This is a genomic window from Methanomassiliicoccaceae archaeon DOK (assembly GCA_009911715.1).
Classification (GTDB): Archaea; Thermoplasmatota; Thermoplasmata; order Methanomassiliicoccales; family Methanomethylophilaceae; genus Methanoprimaticola.
Genome location: CP047880.1, coordinates 742,041 through 762,277 on the forward strand (window position 1 = coordinate 742,041; position 20,237 = coordinate 762,277).

Annotated in this window: 20 protein-coding genes; 9 read left to right on the forward strand and 11 right to left on the reverse strand. The window is 60.9% G+C overall.

The window, feature by feature from the left end:
* Positions 1-4: 4 nt before the first annotated feature.
* The 3 genes from JS82_03865 to JS82_03875 all read right to left on the reverse strand — a co-directional run bounded on the left by JS82_03865 (position 5) and on the right by JS82_03875 (position 2,759).
* Positions 5-2,068 (reverse strand): Hsp70 family protein, encoded by a 2,064-nt coding sequence (locus JS82_03865; protein QHK17286.1) that lies wholly within the window; start codon positions 2,066-2,068, stop codon positions 5-7.
* Between the two features lie 147 nt (positions 2,069-2,215).
* The gene (locus tag JS82_03870) at positions 2,216-2,575 is read right to left on the reverse strand and encodes a metalloregulator ArsR/SmtB family transcription factor (protein ID QHK17287.1); all 360 of its coding nucleotides are present in this window, start codon (positions 2,573-2,575) and stop codon (positions 2,216-2,218) included.
* Position 2,576: 1 nt separating this feature from the next.
* Positions 2,577-2,759, reverse strand: a complete 183-nt coding sequence (locus JS82_03875) for a hypothetical protein (GenBank protein QHK17288.1) — start codon at positions 2,757-2,759, stop codon at positions 2,577-2,579.
* Positions 2,760-2,867: 108 nt separating this feature from the next.
* Between JS82_03875 and JS82_03880 the strand changes: the two genes are divergently transcribed.
* On the forward strand, positions 2,868-3,797 hold the full coding sequence (locus JS82_03880) for a hypothetical protein (GenBank protein QHK17289.1): 930 nt from the start codon (positions 2,868-2,870) through the stop codon (positions 3,795-3,797).
* A gap of 1 nt (position 3,798) precedes the next feature.
* Here the strand turns inward: JS82_03880 and JS82_03885 are convergent, their stop codons facing one another.
* The 6 genes from JS82_03885 to JS82_03910 form a co-directional block, all read right to left on the reverse strand.
* Positions 3,799-3,936 carry a rubredoxin gene (locus JS82_03885; GenBank protein QHK17290.1) on the reverse strand — a complete coding sequence of 46 codons (138 nt, stop codon included), beginning with the start codon at positions 3,934-3,936 and terminating at the stop codon, positions 3,799-3,801.
* A gap of 303 nt (positions 3,937-4,239) precedes the next feature.
* Positions 4,240-5,568 (reverse strand): AAA family ATPase, encoded by a 1,329-nt coding sequence (locus JS82_03890; protein QHK18396.1) that lies wholly within the window; start codon positions 5,566-5,568, stop codon positions 4,240-4,242.
* A gap of 234 nt (positions 5,569-5,802) precedes the next feature.
* Positions 5,803-5,991, reverse strand: coding sequence for a hypothetical protein (locus tag JS82_03895; GenBank protein QHK17291.1), 189 nt, complete (start codon positions 5,989-5,991; stop codon positions 5,803-5,805).
* Positions 5,992-5,998: 7 nt separating this feature from the next.
* A complete protein-coding gene (feoB, locus tag JS82_03900) occupies positions 5,999-8,206 on the reverse strand; it encodes a ferrous iron transport protein B (protein QHK18397.1) in 2,208 nt (735 codons plus the stop codon).
* Positions 8,207-8,279: 73 nt separating this feature from the next.
* Complete coding sequence (locus JS82_03905) at positions 8,280-8,501, reverse strand: ferrous iron transport protein A (GenBank protein QHK17292.1); 222 nt, start codon at positions 8,499-8,501, stop codon at positions 8,280-8,282.
* Between the two features lie 4 nt (positions 8,502-8,505).
* Positions 8,506-8,715 carry a ferrous iron transport protein A gene (locus JS82_03910; GenBank protein QHK17293.1) on the reverse strand — a complete coding sequence of 70 codons (210 nt, stop codon included), beginning with the start codon at positions 8,713-8,715 and terminating at the stop codon, positions 8,506-8,508.
* Positions 8,716-9,095: 380 nt separating this feature from the next.
* Between JS82_03910 and JS82_03915 the strand changes: the two genes are divergently transcribed.
* Entirely contained in the window at positions 9,096-10,772 is a 1,677-nt protein-coding gene (locus tag JS82_03915) for a formate--tetrahydrofolate ligase (GenBank protein QHK17294.1), read from the forward strand.
* Positions 10,773-11,031: 259 nt separating this feature from the next.
* Here JS82_03915 and JS82_03920 read toward each other — a convergent pair whose 3' ends face one another.
* Positions 11,032-11,685: a sel1 repeat family protein gene (locus JS82_03920; GenBank protein ID QHK18398.1), complete on the reverse strand. Its 654-nt coding sequence runs from the start codon at positions 11,683-11,685 to the stop codon at positions 11,032-11,034.
* 238 nt (positions 11,686-11,923) lie between these two features.
* Here JS82_03920 and pdxS point away from each other — a divergent pair, with 238 nt between their 5' ends.
* The 7 genes from pdxS (at position 11,924) to JS82_03955 (ending at position 18,759) form a co-directional block, all read left to right on the forward strand.
* Positions 11,924-12,820, forward strand: a complete 897-nt coding sequence (gene pdxS / locus JS82_03925) for a pyridoxal 5'-phosphate synthase lyase subunit PdxS (protein ID QHK17295.1) — start codon at positions 11,924-11,926, stop codon at positions 12,818-12,820.
* The gene (pdxT, locus tag JS82_03930) at positions 12,817-13,380 is read left to right on the forward strand and encodes a pyridoxal 5'-phosphate synthase glutaminase subunit PdxT (protein QHK17296.1); all 564 of its coding nucleotides are present in this window, start codon (positions 12,817-12,819) and stop codon (positions 13,378-13,380) included. Before pdxS ends, pdxT begins: the two co-directional genes overlap by 4 nt.
* Before the next feature lie 72 nt (positions 13,381-13,452).
* The gene (locus JS82_03935; protein ID QHK17297.1) at positions 13,453-14,925 is read left to right on the forward strand and encodes a hypothetical protein; all 1,473 of its coding nucleotides are present in this window, start codon (positions 13,453-13,455) and stop codon (positions 14,923-14,925) included.
* Positions 14,922-16,010 (forward strand): hypothetical protein, encoded by a 1,089-nt coding sequence (locus tag JS82_03940; GenBank protein QHK17298.1) that lies wholly within the window; start codon positions 14,922-14,924, stop codon positions 16,008-16,010. Before JS82_03935 ends, JS82_03940 begins: the two co-directional genes overlap by 4 nt.
* A 1-nt stretch (position 16,011) precedes the next feature.
* Positions 16,012-16,740, forward strand: a complete 729-nt coding sequence (locus JS82_03945) for a sel1 repeat family protein (GenBank protein ID QHK17299.1) — start codon at positions 16,012-16,014, stop codon at positions 16,738-16,740.
* Complete coding sequence (locus JS82_03950) at positions 16,737-17,972, forward strand: AMP-binding protein (GenBank protein ID QHK17300.1); 1,236 nt, start codon at positions 16,737-16,739, stop codon at positions 17,970-17,972. The genes JS82_03945 and JS82_03950 overlap by 4 nt, the downstream gene beginning before the upstream one ends.
* A gap of 4 nt (positions 17,973-17,976) precedes the next feature.
* Positions 17,977-18,759: a hypothetical protein gene (locus JS82_03955; GenBank protein QHK17301.1), complete on the forward strand. Its 783-nt coding sequence runs from the start codon at positions 17,977-17,979 to the stop codon at positions 18,757-18,759.
* A gap of 295 nt (positions 18,760-19,054) precedes the next feature.
* Here JS82_03955 and JS82_03960 read toward each other — a convergent pair whose 3' ends face one another.
* Positions 19,055-20,014 (reverse strand): replication factor C small subunit, encoded by a 960-nt coding sequence (locus JS82_03960; GenBank protein ID QHK17302.1) that lies wholly within the window; start codon positions 20,012-20,014, stop codon positions 19,055-19,057.
* Between the last annotated feature and the right edge of the window lie 223 nt (positions 20,015-20,237).

Sequence of the window (20,237 nt, forward strand, 5' to 3'; positions counted from 1 at the left end):
TCAATCACTCGTGCTCGGAGAGGTTGGTGCGTCCGGGTCCGCCCTCCCTGACGGAGAGTCCCATGTTGCCGGACGTGATCGCGGTCGCGATGGTTCCGAACGTGTCGCCGAGCCTGTCGATGGTTGTGAACAGGGCGCCGTCGTCGACGGTGGCGATCTGCCTGAGGAACGATGTGTCGGCCTCGCCGAGACCGACCGCGATGATCGTGATGTTGTCGGACCTGCATCCCATGGCCTGCTCGACAGCCTTGTCCCTCTTGCCCCAGATTCCGTCGGTCAGCACGACGATGATGCCGACTCCGGGCCTGGCGAGCATGCTGCGGGCGACGTCGAGCGGGCTGGCGTCCGTTCCCCTTCCGACCATCTTGACCTTGAGGTCGTCGATGGAACCGAGGATCGTGCGCGGGTCGTTGCTGAGCTCCTGGACGACCTTGATCTTGTCGCCGAAACCGATGAGGGCGAAGTAGGTGTCCCTGTCCTGCAGGGTGTTGACGAAGTCGCGGATGGACTGCTTGGCGGCCTCGATGGGCTCGCCGTCCATGCTCCTGGACAGGTCGACGCAGATCGCGATGTTCTTGAGGATGGCCTCGTCGCTGGGTCTGTCCCTCGGGCTTCCGCCCATCCACCTGATGTCCTCGGGCACGGGCTGCGCCTCCACCTGGAGGGGCTCCCCGTCCTGGAAGGCGGTGATGTTGACGACCCCGTTCTCGTCGTAGTTGTACTCGATGTCGACGATGACTCCCTGGCCCCTGTTGTAGAAGCCGGAGATGACGACCTTGGCGAGGACGTTGCAGTCGAGGGGCACCCTGGACTCGCCCTGGAGGGTGAAGACCTCGATCTTGTCCGTGACGTTGCCCTTCTTGATGGTGAACTGCCTGCGGACGGTGCAGGGGACCTTGGAGTTCCTCTTGATCATGATCTCGTTGACGAACTTCTTCCCGTCCTGGCTGACGGAGAGGATCCCGAGGCTGTGGGCGGTGACGTCGGCGATCTGCATGGCCCTGAGGCCGGTGGCGTTGCTGCAGTAGAGCTCCGCCGTGATGGCGGCTCCCTTGGCGACCGCGAGGTCGGTGTCGCTGTGTGCGATGACCTCCCTGCCGGTGAGGTCCTTGAGGAACCTGGCGACGGACGGCATCCTGGTGGATCCGCCCACGAGCAGGATCTCGTCGATGTCGGTCCAGGACATTCCGAGGTCCTGGATCAGGTCGACGCAGACGTCCTTGGTGGCCACGAGGAGATGCTCGGTCATGGACTCGAACTCGTCCCTGGTCAGGGTGTACTTTGCGCTGTAGCCGTCGTAGTTCAGGGGGATCGTGACGCTCTCGGCGATGGACAGCGTCTTCTTGTATCCCTCCGCGGCGACGATGAGCTCGTTCTTTGTGGGGAGGTCGTCCCTGGGGTCCACGTCGAACTCGTCGATGAACTGGTCGCAGACGTATTTGACGATGGCAGCGTCCCAGTCCTTCCCTCCGAGGATGTGGTTCCCCTCGGTTCCGACGACCTCGATGTTCCCCTTGCTGATCCTGACTATGGTGACGTCGAAGGTTCCTCCTCCCAGGTCGTAGACCATGACGGTCTTGTCGGAGGAGTGCTTGTACCCGTACGAGATCGCGGCCGCGGTGGGCTCGTTGATGATCTTCGGGACCTTGACGCCGCAGGACTCGCCGGCGCGGATGGTGGCGGTCCTCTGGAAGTCGTTGAAGTAGGCGGGGACCGTGATGACTGCCTCGTCGATCTTCTCGCCGGTGGCCTTCTCGGCATCGGCGATGAGGTGCTTGAGGAGCATGGCGCTCAGGTCCTCGGAGGTGTAGTCCTTTCCGTTGAAGCTGACCGCGATGGATCCGTCTCCCATGTTCCTCTTGAAAGCCGCGGCATTGACTCCGGTTCCGTTGGACTGCATGTCCTTGGCGTCCTCGCCCACGAGAATGTCGCCGTCGTCGAGGAAGCATATCACAGAGGGGGTGATCTCCTTTCCGAAGGCGTTGGGAATCATAATCGGTTTGTTGGAGTTTCTGTCATATCTTGCAACTGCAGAGTACGTTGTTCCGAGGTCTATTCCAACCTTCATTTCCCATCGAATTTCGTAAACGCATATTAATATAAAAACATCAAGACGCAGTGACACTTTGTCCTACGAAATTCGTAGCAGATATAACACTGGCACCTAAACTAATTTCACGGGTCAGGTCGGATACGAATGTCGTAGGCGCCGGCGTCATCCCTCCTCGCCCACATGTTCCAGGGCCGTCTCGAGGACCGTCTTCACGTGGTCGTCGCAAAGTGAGTAGTAGATGGACCTCCCCTCCCTGCGCGAGGTCACGAGGTGGGCGTCCCTAAGCATCCTGAGCTGATGTGAGACCGCCGACATGGACATACCCAGGGTCTCGCTGATGTCGCACACGCACATCTCCCCGGCGTCTAGTGCCAGCATTATTTTCACCCTGGTGCCGTCCCCGAAGATCTTGAAGAAGTCGGCAAGCTGTTCGACCGTCTCGGGGTCGGGCATGAATCCGCTGGCTCTCTCGACAGCGTCCTTGTGCACCTCATGTGCCTGGCATACGAGTTCCTCGTCCATCTCAGCTCTGCCCCTTCATGCGGAAGAACATGATGACCATCACTATGACGGCGATCAGGGCAACCACGCCGGCGACGGCCCCGATGACCGCGATGTGCTCTGGGACGAGAACCACTGCGAAGGACAGGATGATGAGAATCGTGGCGAGAATCGCCGCGGCTGTGACCAAAGGTCCCTTCGTCATGGAGACGGGATTGTCATTCTCATTGAAAAACTGTCCAGTCCCGGACTACGAAAATCGAAGACGATCCGACGGCAAGGCTCATATCGTCCGCTGGCTCATGCGGGTTGCATGACGGATCCCGCGGAGCTCTGCGACAGGGCTGTTAGATTGTACCCCACCGACCCGGAGGCGGCTTACGACCTCTTCGTCGAGGCCGCCCAGCAGGGCTTCCCCAACGCCTTCTTCGGACTGGCGGAGATGAAGATGTCCGGCGTAGGCACGGAGCGCGACCCCGAAGGGGCACTAGAACTCTACACAGCGGCTGCGGAGGCCGGTCATCCGCCGTCGATGTACCGTCTTGGCGCCTACTACAGCGGAGCCGCCGGGGCGGGGGAGGACCCCGAGAAGTGCAGGTTCTGGTTCGAGAGGGCGGCCAACGCCGGGATGGCGCAGGCCTATCCGGAGATCGCGGGGATATACCTCTACGGCTACGGCACCCCTCAGGACACCGTCAAGGCTTTCCACTGGTACAGCAAGGCGGCCGAGGCGGGAGACCCCCTGTCGATGTTCAAGGTCGGGTACATGCGCTCCGAGGGTGTGGGTGCCGAGAAGGACATGGACGAGGCGGTCAGGATGTTCAGGATGTCGGCGGTCGCCGGGGTCCCTGAGGCGATGTTCAAGATGGCCACCCTGGCGAGGGACGGTGTCGTCCCGGGCGGCGCGAAGGCGGCTCTGTCATGGTACCGTTCCGCGTCAGACGCGGGGTTCATGCCGGCCACGTTCAACATGGCCACGATGTACTACGAGGGCGAGGGGACCGGCAAGGACCTGGAGAAGGCGTTCGAGCTCTACAGCAGGGTCGCCGACACGGGGGACGGCGACGCGCTGTTCATGGTCGGCAGGATGTACTTCGAGGGTCTAGGGGTGGAGAAGGATCAGGTAAGGGGTTTCGAGTTCTTCGGGAGGGCGGCGGCTGCCGGCAACAGGATCGCCCAGGAGTTCGTCGAGGACATCCGTCGCAGGCAGAACACGCAGCTCATCCACATAGACGGGAGCTGAATCACTCCTCGAGGGGCTGGAACTCGGACTTGGGCTCTCCGCAGACGGGGCAGCACCAGTCATCGGGGAGGTCGGCGAACTTGACGCCTTCCGCCTCCTCATCGTAGATGTATCCGCAAAGGGGGCATCTGTATTTCATGTAACGGCGTTATCCCCCATTGCTATAATAAATTTCCTAGAAGCGTATCGTCAGAAACGATCGAGACCGATGTGAAATGCAATGCGGTCGGATGTGCAGTTTCACCGATTCCGGGATGGGGTTTACCGAACGAGGGAAGCAAGGGGCGTCTCATGGATGAGATCATGGATATGGCGGACTTGCATTCAGGGAGGGCGAGGCACTCGCTTCCGCACGGGCACGAGGGACCTCATCCTGATGTGTCTGAGGGGCTGCACCGGCGTTCACTATGATGGAGAAGAACATACGGTGGCATCCAATCCATCACACGAACATCGCCATGTACGCCGGCAGATAGACGATCCCGTTCTCGACGGAGAGGTCCTTCGAGTGAATCACGTATGACTGTCCGATCCTCTTCCCGAATCTTCTGCGGAAGTCGTCCAGGGATTTGTGGTCGCGGCTGCGGTTGGAGGACTTCACCTCGACCGGACAGATCCTTCCGTCTCTTCTGATGAGGAAATCTATCTCCATCTGTCCATCCGGGTCGTTGCGCCCTCTCGAGTAGAAGAACAGTCTGTCGCCGAGCGAGACCAGGGTCTGTGCAACGACGTTCTCCATCACCATTCCCTCGTTGACTCCGATCCCGTTGAGGAGGACGTCCTTGTAGAGTTCGTTCTCTAGGTATCTGCGGTCCGAATAAGAATGGGTCACCAGGAGCCCAGTGTCCGCCATGTAGCATTTCAATGTGGGCCTGTCGCTGTAAACGGAGAGTCCTATCTCTGGATTGTTGGAGTTCAGGCAGAGGTTAACGATGCGGCCGTCCACAAGCCGCATGAACGAATCTTCGTACTCCCTCATCCTCGCGTTCTTGTCGATGGTGGACAGTGTGAACACCTTGTCCTTTCTGTTCAGTTCTTCCGGGATGCGGTCGAATATGTTGCGGACATGGTTGGTGTTCCCGCCGGGCCACTTTCCGATATCCTCCCTGTACAGGCCCAGGATGCGTCTCTTGACGCGATCGACCTGTTCGAAGTCCCTGGACTCCATATATGCTGCTACGGCCTGTGGCATCCCTCCCACGAGCATGTACTGTTTGAACAGTCTCATCATCTTCTTGTGGACCGCCTCTCCGACAGGAGATCTCCTTTCGAAGCATTCTCTTATCATCTCCAGAGCCTGGTCCTCCCCCATGGCCCACAGGAACTCCTCGAAGTCCATGGGACACATCTCCACTCTGTCCTCTTCGGACGGTATGAGGATGGCGGAAGACTTGGTCTTTATCGAGACGAGGGATCCGGTTTCGATGTAATCGTATCTGCGGTCTTTCACCAGATGTTTGATGAGTTGTCTCGCACGGAGGTAGTTCTGGATCTCGTCGAAGATGATCAGGGACTCCCTCTCATACAGTTTTGTGCTGTAGATGGCCGACAGGCTGCTGAACAGAAGGTCGAAGTCGCTGTGGTATTGCTCGAAGGCGTTGATGACATCGTCGTTCGTGAAATCCACTACGATGTAGCTCTTGTATTCGTTCCTGCCGAACTCCTCGGCGATGAAGGTCTTGCCGACACGGCGCGCACCCTCGATCAGGAGCGCGGATTCCCCCTGCCCTTTTTTCCATTGAAGGAGTTCTGCGTAGACCTTCCTCTTCATCGTCATATCTGGATATCATCGGGAATAGATATAATTCTCACGATTTACAGGGTTATGTTTCCTGGATTAATCACGAAAAACATAGTTATGAAACCAGAGATTTTCACGAAAAACAAAGTTACAAACGGATGATTTCTCACGAAAAACAGGGTTATGCAATCCAGCCGTCCGAGGCCAGGCGATATAAGAAGAGGGTTGGAAGACGGGGCCGGAGCCCCTGTTTTGACTAAGGAATCAGTTCTTCTTGCAGCAGTCGCGTCCGTCCTCGTCGATGGTCACGTTGGACTGGCATCCGGACTTGCAGTGGGCGCAGTCCTTGCACCCGCAGCTGCTGATGCCCTTCCTCCTCTGGTAGATCATGTAAGAGACCGATGCGACCACCAACAGGACGATCACTATTCCCACGACGAGGTCGTTGCTCATGCGCTCATCACTCCTCGGCGTCGTACTGGTCCTTGCCGGACAGCTGTCTGAACGGGTCCTTGGCCCACAGCAGGTAGACGATGATGGCGAGCACCACCACCGCCGCGATCGTGCTTCCGATCGGCGCGGCCTGTTCGACCAGGGATCCGTCGATGACCAGGGAGTTCCATCCGCCTATGTAGCTGGTGAAACCGTAGATGATCAGCGCGACGGCGTAGGCCAGCAGGCACTGGTAGAGGACGGCCATTCCGGTGTCCTTCCACTTGCCGAGCTCCCTGTGCATGGCACCGATTGCCGCGAAGCAGGGGGCGCAGATGAGGTTGAACGCCAGGAATCCGAGTCCGGCGGACTTGGTCAGCATGCCGGAGAGGACGACCTCGAGTCCCTCGCCGTTGTCCCCGGCCTCGATGCCGAACAGGGTGCCGAAGGTTCCGACGACGTTCTCCTTGGCGATGAGGCCGGTGATGGTTCCGACGGTGAGCTCCCAGTTGTCTCCCCATCCGAGGGGCGCGAATATGACGCAGACGGCCTCTCCGAACGCGGCGAGGATGGACTGCGCGTCACCGACGTTGTCGCCGATGTACTGCAGGCTGGTGTCGTAGCTTGCGAGGAACCACAGGATGATACAGGAGATCAGGATGATGGTTCCGGCCTTCTTGCAGAACGCCCATCCCCTGTCCAGGGTCCCCTTGACGATGTTGGTCGCGCTGGGGATGTGGTAGGGGGGCAGCTCCATGATGAACGGAGCGGGGGTTCCGGAGAGGCTCTTCAGCTTCTTCAGGATGATTCCGGAGATGAGGACCATGACGATTCCCATGACGTAGCAGAAGACGGCGATGAGTCCGTTTCCGGGGAACACGGCGCTGGTGATCATGGCGATGACCGGCAGCTTGGCGCCGCAGGGTATGAAGGTCGTTGTCATGGCGGTGATGCGCCTGTCCCTCTCGCTCTCGATGGTCCTGGAGGCCATGACTCCGGGCACACCGCAGCCGGTTCCGACGAGCAGGGGGATGAGGGTCTTTCCGGACAGACCGAAGTGCCTGAACACGCGGTCCATCACGAACGCGATCCTCGCCATGTATCCGATGTCCTCGAGGATGCACAGCGCGAGGAACAGCAGCAGCATCTGGGGGAGGAAACCGATGACGGCTCCGACTCCGCCCACGATACCTGAGCAGAGCAGCGCGTCGACGGCGCTGAAGGTTCCGTCGCTCTCGCACCACTCCCTGACGGCGGGGTCGATCCACTCGCCGATGAACACGTCGTTCACCCAGTCGGTGCACCACGTACCGATACCGACGATCTCGAAGTCGCCCCAGGCGAATCCGATGATGCCGAAGAACACGACGGCGATGACGCCTATGAAGATCGGGATTCCCCAGATCCTGTGGGTGACGATCCTGTCGACCCTGTCGGAGAACGTCCCGCGCTCGTCCCTCGGCGCTTTCTTGACTGCAGCTGACGCGATCTCCGTGATCCTGTTGTACCTTCCGTCCGCGACGATGGAGTCCGCGTCGTCGTCCTTCTTCTCCTCGAGCTCCCTGACGACGCCCGAGATCCTGTCCACCGCCTCGGGGAACTCCTCGCAGACGGCCTTGTCGTTCTCGACGAGCTTCACGGCGTAGAACCTGAGCGCCTCGTCGGGCACCTTGCCTTTCAGAGCCTCCCTGGCCTGGGAGACCACCGCCTCGACGTCTCCGTCGAAGTACATGGGTTCGGGGGTCTGCTTGGCCTCTGCGACCTCCCCGACCGCCGCGACCAGCTCCTTTATACCCTCGGCGTTGAGGGCGGAGACCGGGACGACCTTGCATCCCAGATCCTTGGAGAGCTTCTCCACGTCGATCTTGTCACCCAGTTTGCGGACCTGGTCCATCATGTTCAGCGCGACGACGGTGGGTATCCCCGTGTCTATGATCTGGAGGGTGAGGAAGAGGTTCCTCTCCAGGTTCGTCGCGTCCACGATGTTGATGACTGCGTCCGGTCTGTCGTTTATCAGGAAGTTCCTTGATACGATCTCTTCCGGGGAGTACGGCGACAGCGAGTAGATCCCGGGGAGGTCCACGAGCTCGTAGTCCGTCCCGCGGATCTTTCCGACCTTCCTGTCGATGGTGACTCCCGGCCAGTTCCCGACGCGCTGGTTCGCACCAGTCAGCTTGTTGAACATGGTGGTCTTCCCGCTGTTGGGGTTACCGGCCAATGCTATTGTCAAACTCATCATTCTTCTCTCCTTGCATAGCTCACGCTGGTCGAAATGAAAATCGCGCAGCGCGAGTCAGAAAACAGGGCGGTCACTCGACCTCGATGTTCTCCGCATCACCTTTCCTGAGACTGAGCTCGTAGCCCCTGATGGTGATCTCGATGGGGTCGCCCAGGGGCGCCACCTTGCGAACGTAGATCTGGCATCCCTTGGTGATGCCCATGTCCATCAGATGCTTCTTGAGAGCCCCCTCTCCGTGAAGCTTCACGACCTTGACCGTGGAGCCCACTTCGGCATCTTTCAGTGTCTTCATTCTATCAGCTCTCGGGGCAGAACAGGATCTTGGAGGCCATCTTGCGGTCAATGGCGATCTTCGACCCCTTGACGTCGAGGATCACGCTGCCACTGGCCTCGCAGACGGCCTTGACCTCCGTGCCCGGTGTGAATCCGAGTCCCGCCAGGAATCTCTTGGTCTCTTCCCTTCCAGAAATGCTGACGACGGTACCCTTGTCCCCCACTCTGGCCATGGAGATAGGGATACCTGGCGAACTCGCCATGCTGTTGCCGCTGCAGGATGCGCTCTTATCAAACCCCGCACAAGCGTAGGTACCTGGATTCATACTTTGAGGATTTCCTAAATGGTATATAACTTTAGCTAAGCCTAAACATATTTAGATATGCCATCTAATTATTTAGATAATCTTAACATTAAAATAGTGGTGGACGCGGGCCCGGAGGCGCCGATGTCATCGTATTTAATCATGAGTGCGGAATCGCACGGGGGCGGGGGTCGGCATTCATCCAGGCATGTAGTTTAACCCATGTTAACGCCTCCGGGGATTAACGGAGTGAGCAACTTCGTGGTTCCACCGTTCCCTTTTTTATGGAGGTTCTGGTAACATAGGTCATGATGAACGACATCGAGATCGCAGAGTCAGCGAAGGTCAAGGACATCAGGGAGATCGCGGCGAAAGTCGGGCTCTCCGAGGACGAGATCCAGATGTACGGCAGGTACATGGCGAAGGTGCCCCTGGCCAGCCTCGAGAAGCTCAAGGACAAGAAGGACGGGAAGCTCGTGGTCGTGACCGCGATCACCCCCACGCCCGCAGGGGAGGGGAAGACCGTCACCACCATCGGGCTCATCCAGGGACTTGGGAAGCTCGGCAAGAACGTGGTCGGAGCCCTCAGGGAGCCCTCCATCGGACCCACCTTCGGAATCAAGGGCGGGGCCACGGGAGGCGGCTACTCCCAGGTGTACCCCATGTGGGACATCGACCTGCACTTCACCGGCGACATCCACGCCGTCACCGCCGCGCACAACCTGCTGTCGGCTATCATCGACAACGAGCTCGTGAGGGACAACGCCCTCAACATCGACCCCACCAAGGTCGTGTTCAAGAAGGCGATGGACATCAACGCCCGCGAGCTCAGGAACATCGTCACGGGTCTCGGAAGGGACAGGATCCTCGGCGGAGTGCCCCACGAGGCCGGGTTCCTCATCACGTCCGCTTCGGAGATCTCGGCCATCCTCGCCCTCTCGGAGGACAGGGCGGACCTCAGGAGGAGGCTCGAGCGCATGGTGGTCGCGTACACGTACGAGGGAAAGCCCGTCACGGTCGCCGACCTCAAGTGCGTCGGAGCCATGATGGTCCTGCTCAAGGACGCGATCAACCCCAACCTCGTTCAGACGCTGGAGGGTGAGCCCGTGTTCGTCCACGGGTTCCCGTTCGCGAACATCGCCCACGGAACCAACAGCATCATCGCCACGAAGGCCGCCCTCAAGCTCGGGGACTACGTCATCACCGAGGCCGGTTTCGCCTCCGACCTGGGAGGGGAGAAGTTCATGGACATCGTCTGCAGGCAGTCCGGCATGAGGCCCGACTGCGTGGTCGTCGTCGCCTCCATCAGGGCCCTGATGACCCACGGAGGAGGGTTCCTGGACAAGCCCGAGACCCTCACCGTCGAGACCCTCAAGGCCGGACTGTGCAACCTGGACAAGCACATCGAGAACATGTCCTCCTACGGACTGCCTATCGTCGTCTCCATCAACCACTTCGAGCACGACACCCAGGAGGAGATGGACCTGGTCATGCAGCACTGCCGGGAGATCGGCGTCAGGTGCGCGTTCTCGGACGCCTTCATCAAGGGCGGAGAGGGTGCGATCGACCTCGCCAACACGGTCCTCGAGGCCCTGGAGAACGACAAGCCCGACTTCAAGTTCCTGTACCCCGACGAGGCATCCATCAAGGACAAGATCGAGGCGGTTGCCACCAACATCTACGGCGCCGGATCCGTCACCTACACTCCAGCCGCGGAGAAGACCATCGCCCAGATCGAGGCCGACGGATTCGGGAACCTGCCCGTGTGCATCGCGAAGACGCAGGCGTCCCTCACCGACGACTCCAAGCAGAAGGGTGCCCCGAGGGGATGGGTCCTGAACGTCAGGGAGGTCCAGCTGTCCTCGGGAGCGGGATTCGTCGTCCCGGTCTGCGGCACGCTGACCCTGATGCCCGGACTCCCGAAGGTCCCCGCCGCCATGAGGATGGACCTCCTGGACGACGGAAGGATCGTCGGACTCAAGTGAACCGATCAAAACAGGGCCTCAGGGCCCTTCCTTTTCTTTCATCACATCTGGTTTCTTCACAGGTTCTGTTCTTGTGCACATGATTGTGTGTATGAATGTGCATATGCATATGCACATGAATCTGTGAAAGAAAAACCGGGTAGCCGGTACTTCAGGGCTCAACAGATATTGGTGAGGTCTGGATACAAGCACCTTTGGGGACTAATGAAGAACCCACACATGTTTGGAACTGGGAGAGTATGTCTGGCCAGGAGAAGCGTCAGAGTTTCTTGAGGTTGACCTTTCCGTCGGCCATGTCGTACCAGCGGTCGGATTCCTCCCTGTCGGCCTCGACGCCGTCGCCGACCCTGTACATGTTGCCCAGGAGGATCTGGGCGCCCTTGTGCCTGTTGAGGGCTGCGGACGTGAGCCATTCGACGGCCTTCCCCATGTCCTTGGGGACGCCGGCCCCGGCCTTGTAGAACTGTCCGACCATGAACTGCGCCTCGGCGTGGCCGTTGTTGGCCGCCCTGAGCATCCACTTGGCAGACCTCTCGAGGTCGCGGGGGATGTCCTCGTCCCTGAAGTAAAGGAGGCCGATCTCGTACTGGGCGCGGACGTCCTCGTCGGCGCATTTCAGGAACATCCGCTCGGCGGCCCTGGAGTCCTTCTGGACGCCGACCCCGGTCGCGTACATCTTGCCGAGGAAGTAGGTGGCTCCCCTGTTGCCACCGTCATGGGCCTTCTGGAACCAGGAAAGGGCCGCGTCGTAGTCCTTGGGCACGCCCTGTCCCCTGGCGTACATCATGCCGAGGTTGTACTCCGCGTCGGCGTCTCCCTCGCGGGCGCGAGTCACGAAAATGTTGTATGCTCTGGCGTAACCCTTCTCGTTCCGATTGCGGAGGACGAACTTCGCCCATTCCATGGGCTCCATCTTCTCTGAATCGGCGTTCATGATCCACCACTGCACGCCTGGATTGGAGACGACTTTTATAAGGGTTCTCAGAAAACGGTCGTCTGGCCCACTTCATGACAAAATTGTACATTCATTTGGAATCACAATAAAATTGCATACAAATGTACATTATTTCAAGCAAATTCTGAAAATTTTTTTATAATCGCAACCTGTGAGCGGACAATCGGCAGGCATTCCTGCCAAGGATGCATGACTTATGTCGGAAGGATTCGAGGAGAGGTACGGGCTCAACAAGGAGCTGGCACAGATGCTGAAGGGCGGCGTCATCATGGACGTCACCACGCCCGAGCAGGCGAGGATCGCCGAGAAGGCCGGCGCGTGTGCGGTCATGGCCCTTGAGAGGATCCCGGCGGACATCCGCGCCGCCGGAGGGGTGTCCAGGATGTCGGACCCCAAGATGATCAAGGGCATCCAGGCCGCCGTGTCCATCCCCGTCATGGCGAAGTGCAGGATCGGCCACTTCGTCGAGGCCCAGATACTGGAGGCCATAGACATCGACTACATCGACGAGAGCGAGGTCCTCTCCCCTGCCGACGACGTGTACCACATAGACAAGACCCAGTTCAAGGTGCCCTTCGTCTGCGGCGCCAGGGACCTCGGTGAGGCTCTCAGGCGCATCGGCGAGGGCGCGTCCATGATACGCACCAAGGGAGAGCCAGGGACAGGGGACGTCGTCCAGGCCGTGTCCCACATGAGGGCGATGAACAGGCAGATCGCGGAGCTCGCCGCCGTCAGGGACGACGAGGTCTACGAGTACGCCAAATCGCTGCAGGTGCCGCTGGACCTCGCACGCTACGTCCACAAGAACCGCAGGCTGCCCGTCGTGAACTTCGCCGCGGGCGGAGTCGCCACCCCCGCGGACGCGGCGCTCATGATGCAGCTCGGCGCCGACGGGGTCTTCGTCGGATCGGGGATATTCAAGTCCGGCAACCCCGAGAAGAGGGCCGCCGCGATCGTCAGGGCCGTCACCGACTTCAGAGACCCCAAGGTCCTGGCGGAGGTGTCCGAGGACCTGGGCGAGGCCATGGTCGGAATCAACAAGGACGAGATCGAGAAGCTGGAGAACATCAGGATGGCGGAGCGCGGGCAATGAGCCGCATCGGCGTCCTGGCCGTCCAGGGTGCCTTCAGGGAGCACATCGACGTGCTCTCCGGCCTCGGGGCCGAGTGCTTCGAGATCAGGAAGGCGTCGGACCTCGACGGAGGGGCGGACGGCCTGGTCCTCCCAGGAGGTGAGAGCACCGTCATGGGCAAGCTCATCCGCGACCTGGGGATGTTCGGGGCCCTGAGGGACATGGTGTCATCCGGCGTCCCCGTGATGGGCACCTGCGCGGGCCTGATCCTCCTCGCCGAGGAGGTCGAGGGCGGCGAAGCGCATCTCGGCACCCTCCCGGTGACCGTGAGGCGCAACGCCTACGGGAGGCAGCTGGGGAGCTTCTCCGCACACGGAGAGTTCTCCTGTGTCGGCGAGGTCCCGCTGGAGTTCATCCGCGCCCCGATGATAACCCGCGTGGGCGACGGAGTGGAGGTGCTGTGCGAGTGCGGTGGAGTGCCGGTAGCCGTCCGCCGCGGAGGCCAGCTGGCAATGTCGTTCCATCCCGAGCTCACTCCCGACAGGGGGATACACAGCTACTTCCTGGACATGGTGGGGTGAACCCCGCCTGTCCCCCACCCAATCGCGGGGTCCGTCGAATCATATATAAAATAGAGCATTATGGGCGGAACCATGATAGAATCACAGAGCACCGAGGAAGGGTACTACAATCCTTCCCGCAGGTACATGGACTGCGCTTCCCCTGATTACGATCTCCGCGAGGCCGCTGTCCAGGCGGAGAGCGGGGCGGCCGAGGCCGTCCCCGACGCGCAGTACCTGCACGGGCTCTTCCTTTACACCGGCGAGGCCGGGACCCCGAAGGACGAGAAGACCGCAATGGACATGTTCGCCCTCGCCGCGTCCGCGGGGTACCGCCCGGCGGAGATCGTCCGTCAGGAGATCGAGAGGAACGACCGCGACGCCGAGTCCGAGCTTCTGTCGCTCAGGCTGAGGGGCGAGCAGAGGGACACCGACGCCTGCTCCAGGCTTTTCGACATCTACGACAACGGCCTCAAGTCCGCCAAGAAGGACCACGCCGAGGCCATCAGGTGGTACACGGTCTGCGCCGAGAACGACGACGTCGATGCCCAGAACACCGTCGGCTTCATGTACCTCATGGGAAAGGGCATCCGTAAGGACCGCGACAGGGCCGTGAGGTGGCTCAAGGCGGCCGCCGACAACGGATGCGCCCAGGCGATGTACCGCATGGGCAAGATGTACGACGAGGGGCTCTGCGACACGGAGCCCGACCTCAAGAGCGCCATGTCGTGGTACCAGAAGGCGGCGGACGCCGACGACCCCGACGCGGAGTTCGCGCTCGGATGCATATACTCCATGCCGAGGACCAGGTACTCCGACGACAGGGAGGCCGCCAGGATGTTCGGCCGCGCAGCGGAGAACGGGCATGCAGAGGCCCAGTACCAGATCGGGATGATGTACGCCTACGGCCAGGGGGTCCCCCGCGACCCGTCCATGGCGTCCAAGTGGCTCGAGAAGGCCTGCGAGGGCGAGTACCAGCAGGCCATGGTCGACTACGCCAACATGTGCTTCGAGGGACAGGTGCTCCCGAAGGACTTCGAGAAGGCCGCCAAGTGGTTCACCGTGGCGGCGAACAGGTGCAACGGCTACGCCCAGTACGCCCTGGGCTGCATGTACGGCTCCGGCTACTACTTCCCGCAGAACAGCACCGAGGCCGTCAGGTGGTTCACTGAGGCCGCGGAGATGGGCGAGGTCAACTCGCAGTACGCCCTGGCATGCTTCTACTACGAGGGCAGGGGCGTGGAGAAGGACCTCGACCAGGCGGTGATGTGGTTCGACCAGGCCGCCGACCAGGGGCATCCCGCGGCGAAGTCGTTCCTGGGGATGCTTCAGATCACAGGCACCGGGACCACCCAGGACATAGTGGAGGGCCTCAGGAACCTCAACGAGGCCGCCGACCAGGGATACTACGAAGCCGAGTACTACCTGGGCAAGCTCTACTACGAGGGCAAGTACGTGAACAAGAACGTGCCGAGGGCGAAGAAGTTCCTGAACCAGGCCGCCAAGCAGGGGGACAGGGACGCGCTGGCACTTCTGAACAAGATCAAGACGGAGAGATCGCGTTGAGTCCGAACCTGAGACAGGACGCCGCCCATGGCGACCCGTACGCCTGTCTCGCGCTGGCGTACTTCTACCAGACGGGCAAGGAGATGGCCCAGGACATAAACCAGTCCCTGGAGTGGTACGAGAGGGCCGCGAAGCTCGGATGTGCCAGGGCCCACTGGGAGCTGGCGCAGATGTACGGCAGCGGCGAGTGCGTGGAGCAGGACAACGACCACTACATGAGGCACCTGTACGCGGCCGCCGGCCTCGGGAAGCCCGAGGCGCAGCTGGCCCTGGCCCGCGAGTACGCCCTGGGCGAGGTGGTCCCGAGGGACCTCAACGCCGTCTTCGCATGGCTCAGCAAGGCCGCGTCCCAGGGGGACTCCCTGGCGAAGTTCGGGGTCGGCTACATGTACGCCAAGGGCTACGGCGTGGACAGGTCCGTCCCGGACGCGGAGACCTGGTTCGCGTCCGCGGCGATCTCCGGCGACGCGGAGATGTTCCTGCACGTCGGTCTCGGATACGAGTTCGGGATACACATGATACAGAAGGACCTGGTGGAGGCGGCCAGGTGGTACAAGTACGGCGTGGATATGGGCCACGAGAAGTGCCTCATATGCTGGAGGTCCGTCCTGGATACCCTGGATGGCCAGAAGCCCGAGACCCTGGAGGCCCGCACGGCCAGGCTGCTGAGCACAGACTCGCAGTTCGAGATCGACGAGATCGAGAACGCGCTGGCCGCGGCCGACACCCTGTTCGACTCCGGGGACGAGTACGGTGCCCTGGACTACTACCAGCTGGCGGCGGACCTGGGCAGCGCCGAGGCGATGTTCAACATCGCGATGATGTATCACCAGGGGATAGCCGTGAGGAGGGACGACGCGCAGGCGCTCAGGCTGCTGGCCAGGGCTGCCAACGCGGGCTCCGCTGACGCGCAGTTCTACCTGGCGTCGGCTTACGAGACCGGCCTGATCCCCGCGGACGACTCCCAGATCGTCAAGCTCTACTCGGACGCAGCGTTCAACGGGTTCCTGGCGGCCTTCTACTACCTCGGCAAGTACGTGGACCATCCTGAGGTTTATGTCCGCAGGACGCATACGAGGCGCTGACATGTCCTTCGAAACAGTTCTCAAGGCGGCCCAGAACGGGGACGCCGACGCGCAGGTGGCGATGGGATACCTCTTCTTCAAGGGCGAGGGCGTGCTGCAGGACCGCAGGGAGGCCGCCAGATGGTTCGGCCTGGCAGCGGACCAGGGCAACGCCGAGGCCCTGTGCAACCTGGGCTACATCAAGGCCCACGGCACCGGTGTGAGGGCCGACCTGGAGAAGGCCATGGAGCTCTACAGGAAGTCGGCCGAGCTCGGGTACGTTCGCGCCATGTTCAACCTCGGCTTCATGTACACCGACGTCGAGGGCATAGAGCAGGACTGGCAGCAGGGGTTCTACTGGTACTCCAAGGCAGCCGAGGCGGGCAGCGTCATGGGGCTGTACAGGGTAGGCGTCATGCTCCTGGAGGGCAGGGGCGTCGACAGGGACCCCGTCAGGGCCGCCGAGGCCTTCGCCAGGTGCCTGGACAACGGATACGCAAAGGCCGGGTACAGGCTCGGCAGGATGCACATGGAGGGAGACGGCGTCCCGAAGGACGTCTCCAAGGCATCCAAGTTCATGATCAAGGCGGCGGACATGGGCTCCGAGGACGCCATGTGCGAGCTCGGGAAGATGTCCCTCACGGGCGAGGGGATGGTCCGCAGCGAGAACAACGCCCGCAAGTGGCTCACCAAGGCCGCGGCCCGCGGCAGCGAGGAGGCCAAACAGATCCTGGAGGGGATGAAGAGATGAGGATGAACGAGTACCAGAGGGAGGTCGTGTTGGAGCTGCTGTCGGAGATCAAGAGCCGCAGCCCGTTCTACGCCGAGAAGTTCAGGGACATCGACCTCACGGCGATCCGCACGCAGGAGGACTTCGAGACCCTCCCGTTCACCGACAAGGGGGACCTCAGGGAGGCGTACCCCCTGGGTCTGGCGGCCGTTCCGGAGAAGGACATCGTCAGGATCCACTCGTCGTCCGGAACCACCGGGACCCCTGTCGTCATCCCGTACACCAAGAAGGACGTTGAGGACTGGGCGGTCATGTTCGAGAGGTGCTACCGCATGGCGGGCATCACCGAGAAGGACCGCATCCAGATCACTCCCGGCTACGGGCTCTGGACAGCCGGAATCGGGTTCCAGGCGGGCTGCGAGAGGCTGGGGGCGATGGCCGTCCCCATGGGTCCAGGCAACACCGAGAAGCAGCTCCGCATGATGGAGGACATGCAGACCACCGTCCTGTGCGCCACCTCGTCCTACGCCCTCCTGCTGGCGGAGGAGATCAAGAGGCGCGGGATCAAGGACAGGCTGGCGCTCAGGAAGGGCGTCATCGGCTCCGAGCGCTGGGGGGAGAAGATGCGCAACGCCATCGCCTCGGACCTCGGTGTGGAGTTCTACGACATCTACGGTCTGACAGAGATCTACGGTCCCGGCATAGGGATAAGCTGCGACTACCGCAACGGCATCCACATGTGGGACGACTACCTCTACTTCGAGATCATCGACCCCAAGACCGGGAAGACCGTCCCCGACGGCACCGTGGGGGAGCTCGTCATAACCACGCTCAGGAAGGAGGGGGCCCCGCTCATAAGGTACAGGACCCACGACATGACCAGGATCATCCCCGGGGAGTGCCCCTGCGGATCCAGGTTCCCCAGGATCGACATCATCGTCGGGCGCACCGACGACATGATCAAGGTCAAGGGGGTCAACATGTTCCCCGCGCAGTTCGACGAGGTGCTCTCAACCATCGATGGCGCCACCAGCGAGTACCAGGTGATGATAGACCACCTCATGGGGAGGGACGAGGTGACGGTCTACTTCGAGACAGACCGTCCCGAGGACCAGAGACCGGCCATGGAGCAGGAGCTGGTCCAGAAGATCAAGTCCAAGATGAACATCACCGTGAAGCCCATGGCCGTCAACGAGGGGTACCTGCCGAGGAGCGAGAAGAAGACCAACAGGATCTTCGACAACAGGTACTGATACGATGCGCGAGGCCGAGTTCATCCAGAGGGTGTTCAGGGAGGCGGCGCCCATCGTCCTGGGAGGCGACCGTACCGCCGAGAGGAAGGACACGGCTCTGGGCGTGTACGACGTTGTCACCGACTCCGACGTCAGGACCGAGGAGTTCGTCCTGTCCAGGATCGCCGAGGAGTTCCCCGGGGACTCCGTCATCTCCGAGGAGACCCATCCCGACGCCGGGGAGGGCGAGAGATGCTGGGTCCTGGACCCTATAGACGGCACGATGAACTACACCCGCGGGATACCGTTCTTCGGCATGCAGGCAGCCTTTCTGGAGGACGGCGTGCCGACCATGGCCTGCATATACCTACCCGTGTTCGACGAGATGTTCGTCGCCACGGAGGAGGGGGCGTACCTTAACGGGAGGCCGATCCGTCCCGCAGCGCCGAGGCCGCTGAGGGAGTGCATCCTGTCTACTGGGGACTTCAGCAGGAGGTCCGTGGAGTTCAGGGTGGGGCAGGCCAACCTCATGAGTCGGTGCTACGACGACGTCGGGCGTTTCAAGATGTTCGGCGCCTCGTGCGTGGACTACGCCTATCTTGCCTGCGGCCGCACGGACATCCACGTCCGCTTCCTGAACAAGAAGTGGGACTACCTGCCGGGGATGTACCTGGCGGTCAGGGCGGGCGCGGTCTTCGACAGGAGGCTCACGAGAGAGAACCGCCTGCTGATGCTCTGCTCATCGGATCCGGTGCTGGACGAGGCGGTGGAGAAGCTGTCGCCGGCGATCCTGTCCGGTTCCAGGTGACCGTTCGTCATGTACTGGGAGGCATTCTTTCCACAGGAACGTCCTTATCAGGTTCTGAACTGGATATTGGTACCTGGCTTCAGAGGCTCGATATGTAGAACATGTCTATGTTCTTCTCACCAGACACGGACTCAGCGAGAAAAAAATCAAGGCATATTATGCGAAATAATGCACAACTTATGCTCATTTTTTGATAATATGTAAAATTACACGGAATGAGGTCTGAAAACGACTTGAAACATGCCTTCCAGCGATTGGAAAGGATGACGTCGAAGCGTCCGTTGGCGTCACAGATTCATCTGGCGTTGCCGCCGATCATGATGAAGTACGCCAGCAGAGCCTCGAGCTGGATCCTCTCGTTGCTGCCCTCCACGATCCTGAACTCTATCTCCCCGCACTTGTCGATGAGCTTCACCTTGTCGTAGTCGGACACGCCGAGGTCGAAGATCGATGCATGGATCTGCCTGATCACGTCCTGTCCGGAGAGCCCGTATGTGATCATGATCTCGTCCAGCGAGTCGCGGGCCTTGATGAAGTTCCCGGCGAGGGCCGTCTCGAGCATCGACTTCACGGCCTCAGGGTTGGCGAGGCCGGCGGTCTGGTAGATGAGGTCCAGGTCGATGGGCTTCCCGAGGGATGCCGCGACCTGCAGCGAGTTCACTGCGCGCCTCATGTCGCCGCGTGCGATGCGGACGAGGCCGGCCATGGCATCCTCGTCGATCGTGACGTTCTCCTTCTCGACGATCATTCCGAGGAACCCGGCGATGTCCTCGGGGGATATGGGCCTGAACTTGAAGACGGCGCATCTGGACTGGATGGGGTCGATGATCCTGGAGGAGTAGTTGCAGGAGAGGATGAAGCGGCAGATGCCGGAGTACTTCTCCATGGTCCTCCTAAGGGCACCCTGGGCGTCAGACGTGAGGTTGTCCGCCTCGTCCAGGAAGATGATCTTGAACTCCGCGTCGCCGATGGGTGCGGTCCTGGCGAAGTCCTTGATCTTGCCACGGACCACCTCGATCCCCCTCTCGTCGGAGGCGTTGAGCTCGATGAAGTTGCCCCTCCACTCGTCTCCGAAGAGTTCCCTCGCCAGGGCCAGGGAGCATGTGGTCTTGCCGGTGCCGGCGGGACCTGTGAACATGAGATGGGGCATGCTGCGTGAGCGCACGTACGACTCGAGTCTCGATGTGACGTGCCTCTGTCCAACAACCTCCGAAAGCGTCTTAGGCCTGTACTTCTCCGTCCAGATCTCGTTCATGGCGATCGTCCACTCCGATGGCGAGGCACGATAAAGTGTTTGGGGTTATGATTTAGCGCCGTCGACTGAATCGATTAACCTTTTTGCCAGTCTGTCGCATGTTTCCATCATGCCTTTGGAATCGTTAATGCGCAGTGGATCATAATCGCACCGGACACGGCAATCCCTCAGGAACTGGAGGTCTTCGCAAAACGAATCGTATTCGTCATAGCTGTTCATCTTG

Bases quoted from the DNA above. Each gene is read 5' to 3' on its own strand.
- JS82_03865 (QHK17286.1), bottom strand. From the start codon at position 2,068: ATGAAGGTTGGAATAGACCTCGGAACAACGTACTCTGCAGTTGCAAGA.
- JS82_03870 (QHK17287.1), bottom strand. From the start codon at position 2,575: ATGGACGAGGAACTCGTATGCCAGGCACATGAGGTGCACAAGGACGCT.
- JS82_03875 (QHK17288.1), bottom strand. From the start codon at position 2,759: ATGACGAAGGGACCTTTGGTCACAGCCGCGGCGATTCTCGCCACGATT.
- JS82_03880 (QHK17289.1), top strand. From the start codon at position 2,868: ATGACGGATCCCGCGGAGCTCTGCGACAGGGCTGTTAGATTGTACCCC.
- JS82_03885 (QHK17290.1), bottom strand. From the start codon at position 3,936: ATGAAATACAGATGCCCCCTTTGCGGATACATCTACGATGAGGAGGCG.
- JS82_03890 (QHK18396.1), bottom strand. From the start codon at position 5,568: ATGAAGAGGAAGGTCTACGCAGAACTCCTTCAATGGAAAAAAGGGCAG.
- JS82_03895 (QHK17291.1), bottom strand. From the start codon at position 5,991: ATGAGCAACGACCTCGTCGTGGGAATAGTGATCGTCCTGTTGGTGGTC.
- feoB (QHK18397.1), bottom strand. From the start codon at position 8,206: ATGAGTTTGACAATAGCATTGGCCGGTAACCCCAACAGCGGGAAGACC.
- JS82_03905 (QHK17292.1), bottom strand. From the start codon at position 8,501: ATGAAGACACTGAAAGATGCCGAAGTGGGCTCCACGGTCAAGGTCGTG.
- JS82_03910 (QHK17293.1), bottom strand. From the start codon at position 8,715: ATGGCCAGAGTGGGGGACAAGGGTACCGTCGTCAGCATTTCTGGAAGG.
- JS82_03915 (QHK17294.1), top strand. From the start codon at position 9,096: ATGATGAACGACATCGAGATCGCAGAGTCAGCGAAGGTCAAGGACATC.
- JS82_03920 (QHK18398.1), bottom strand. From the start codon at position 11,685: ATGGAGCCCATGGAATGGGCGAAGTTCGTCCTCCGCAATCGGAACGAG.
- pdxS (QHK17295.1), top strand. From the start codon at position 11,924: ATGTCGGAAGGATTCGAGGAGAGGTACGGGCTCAACAAGGAGCTGGCA.
- pdxT (QHK17296.1), top strand. From the start codon at position 12,817: ATGAGCCGCATCGGCGTCCTGGCCGTCCAGGGTGCCTTCAGGGAGCAC.
- JS82_03935 (QHK17297.1), top strand. From the start codon at position 13,453: ATGATAGAATCACAGAGCACCGAGGAAGGGTACTACAATCCTTCCCGC.
- JS82_03945 (QHK17299.1), top strand. From the start codon at position 16,012: ATGTCCTTCGAAACAGTTCTCAAGGCGGCCCAGAACGGGGACGCCGAC.
- JS82_03950 (QHK17300.1), top strand. From the start codon at position 16,737: ATGAGGATGAACGAGTACCAGAGGGAGGTCGTGTTGGAGCTGCTGTCG.
- JS82_03955 (QHK17301.1), top strand. From the start codon at position 17,977: ATGCGCGAGGCCGAGTTCATCCAGAGGGTGTTCAGGGAGGCGGCGCCC.
- JS82_03960 (QHK17302.1), bottom strand. From the start codon at position 20,014: ATGAACGAGATCTGGACGGAGAAGTACAGGCCTAAGACGCTTTCGGAG.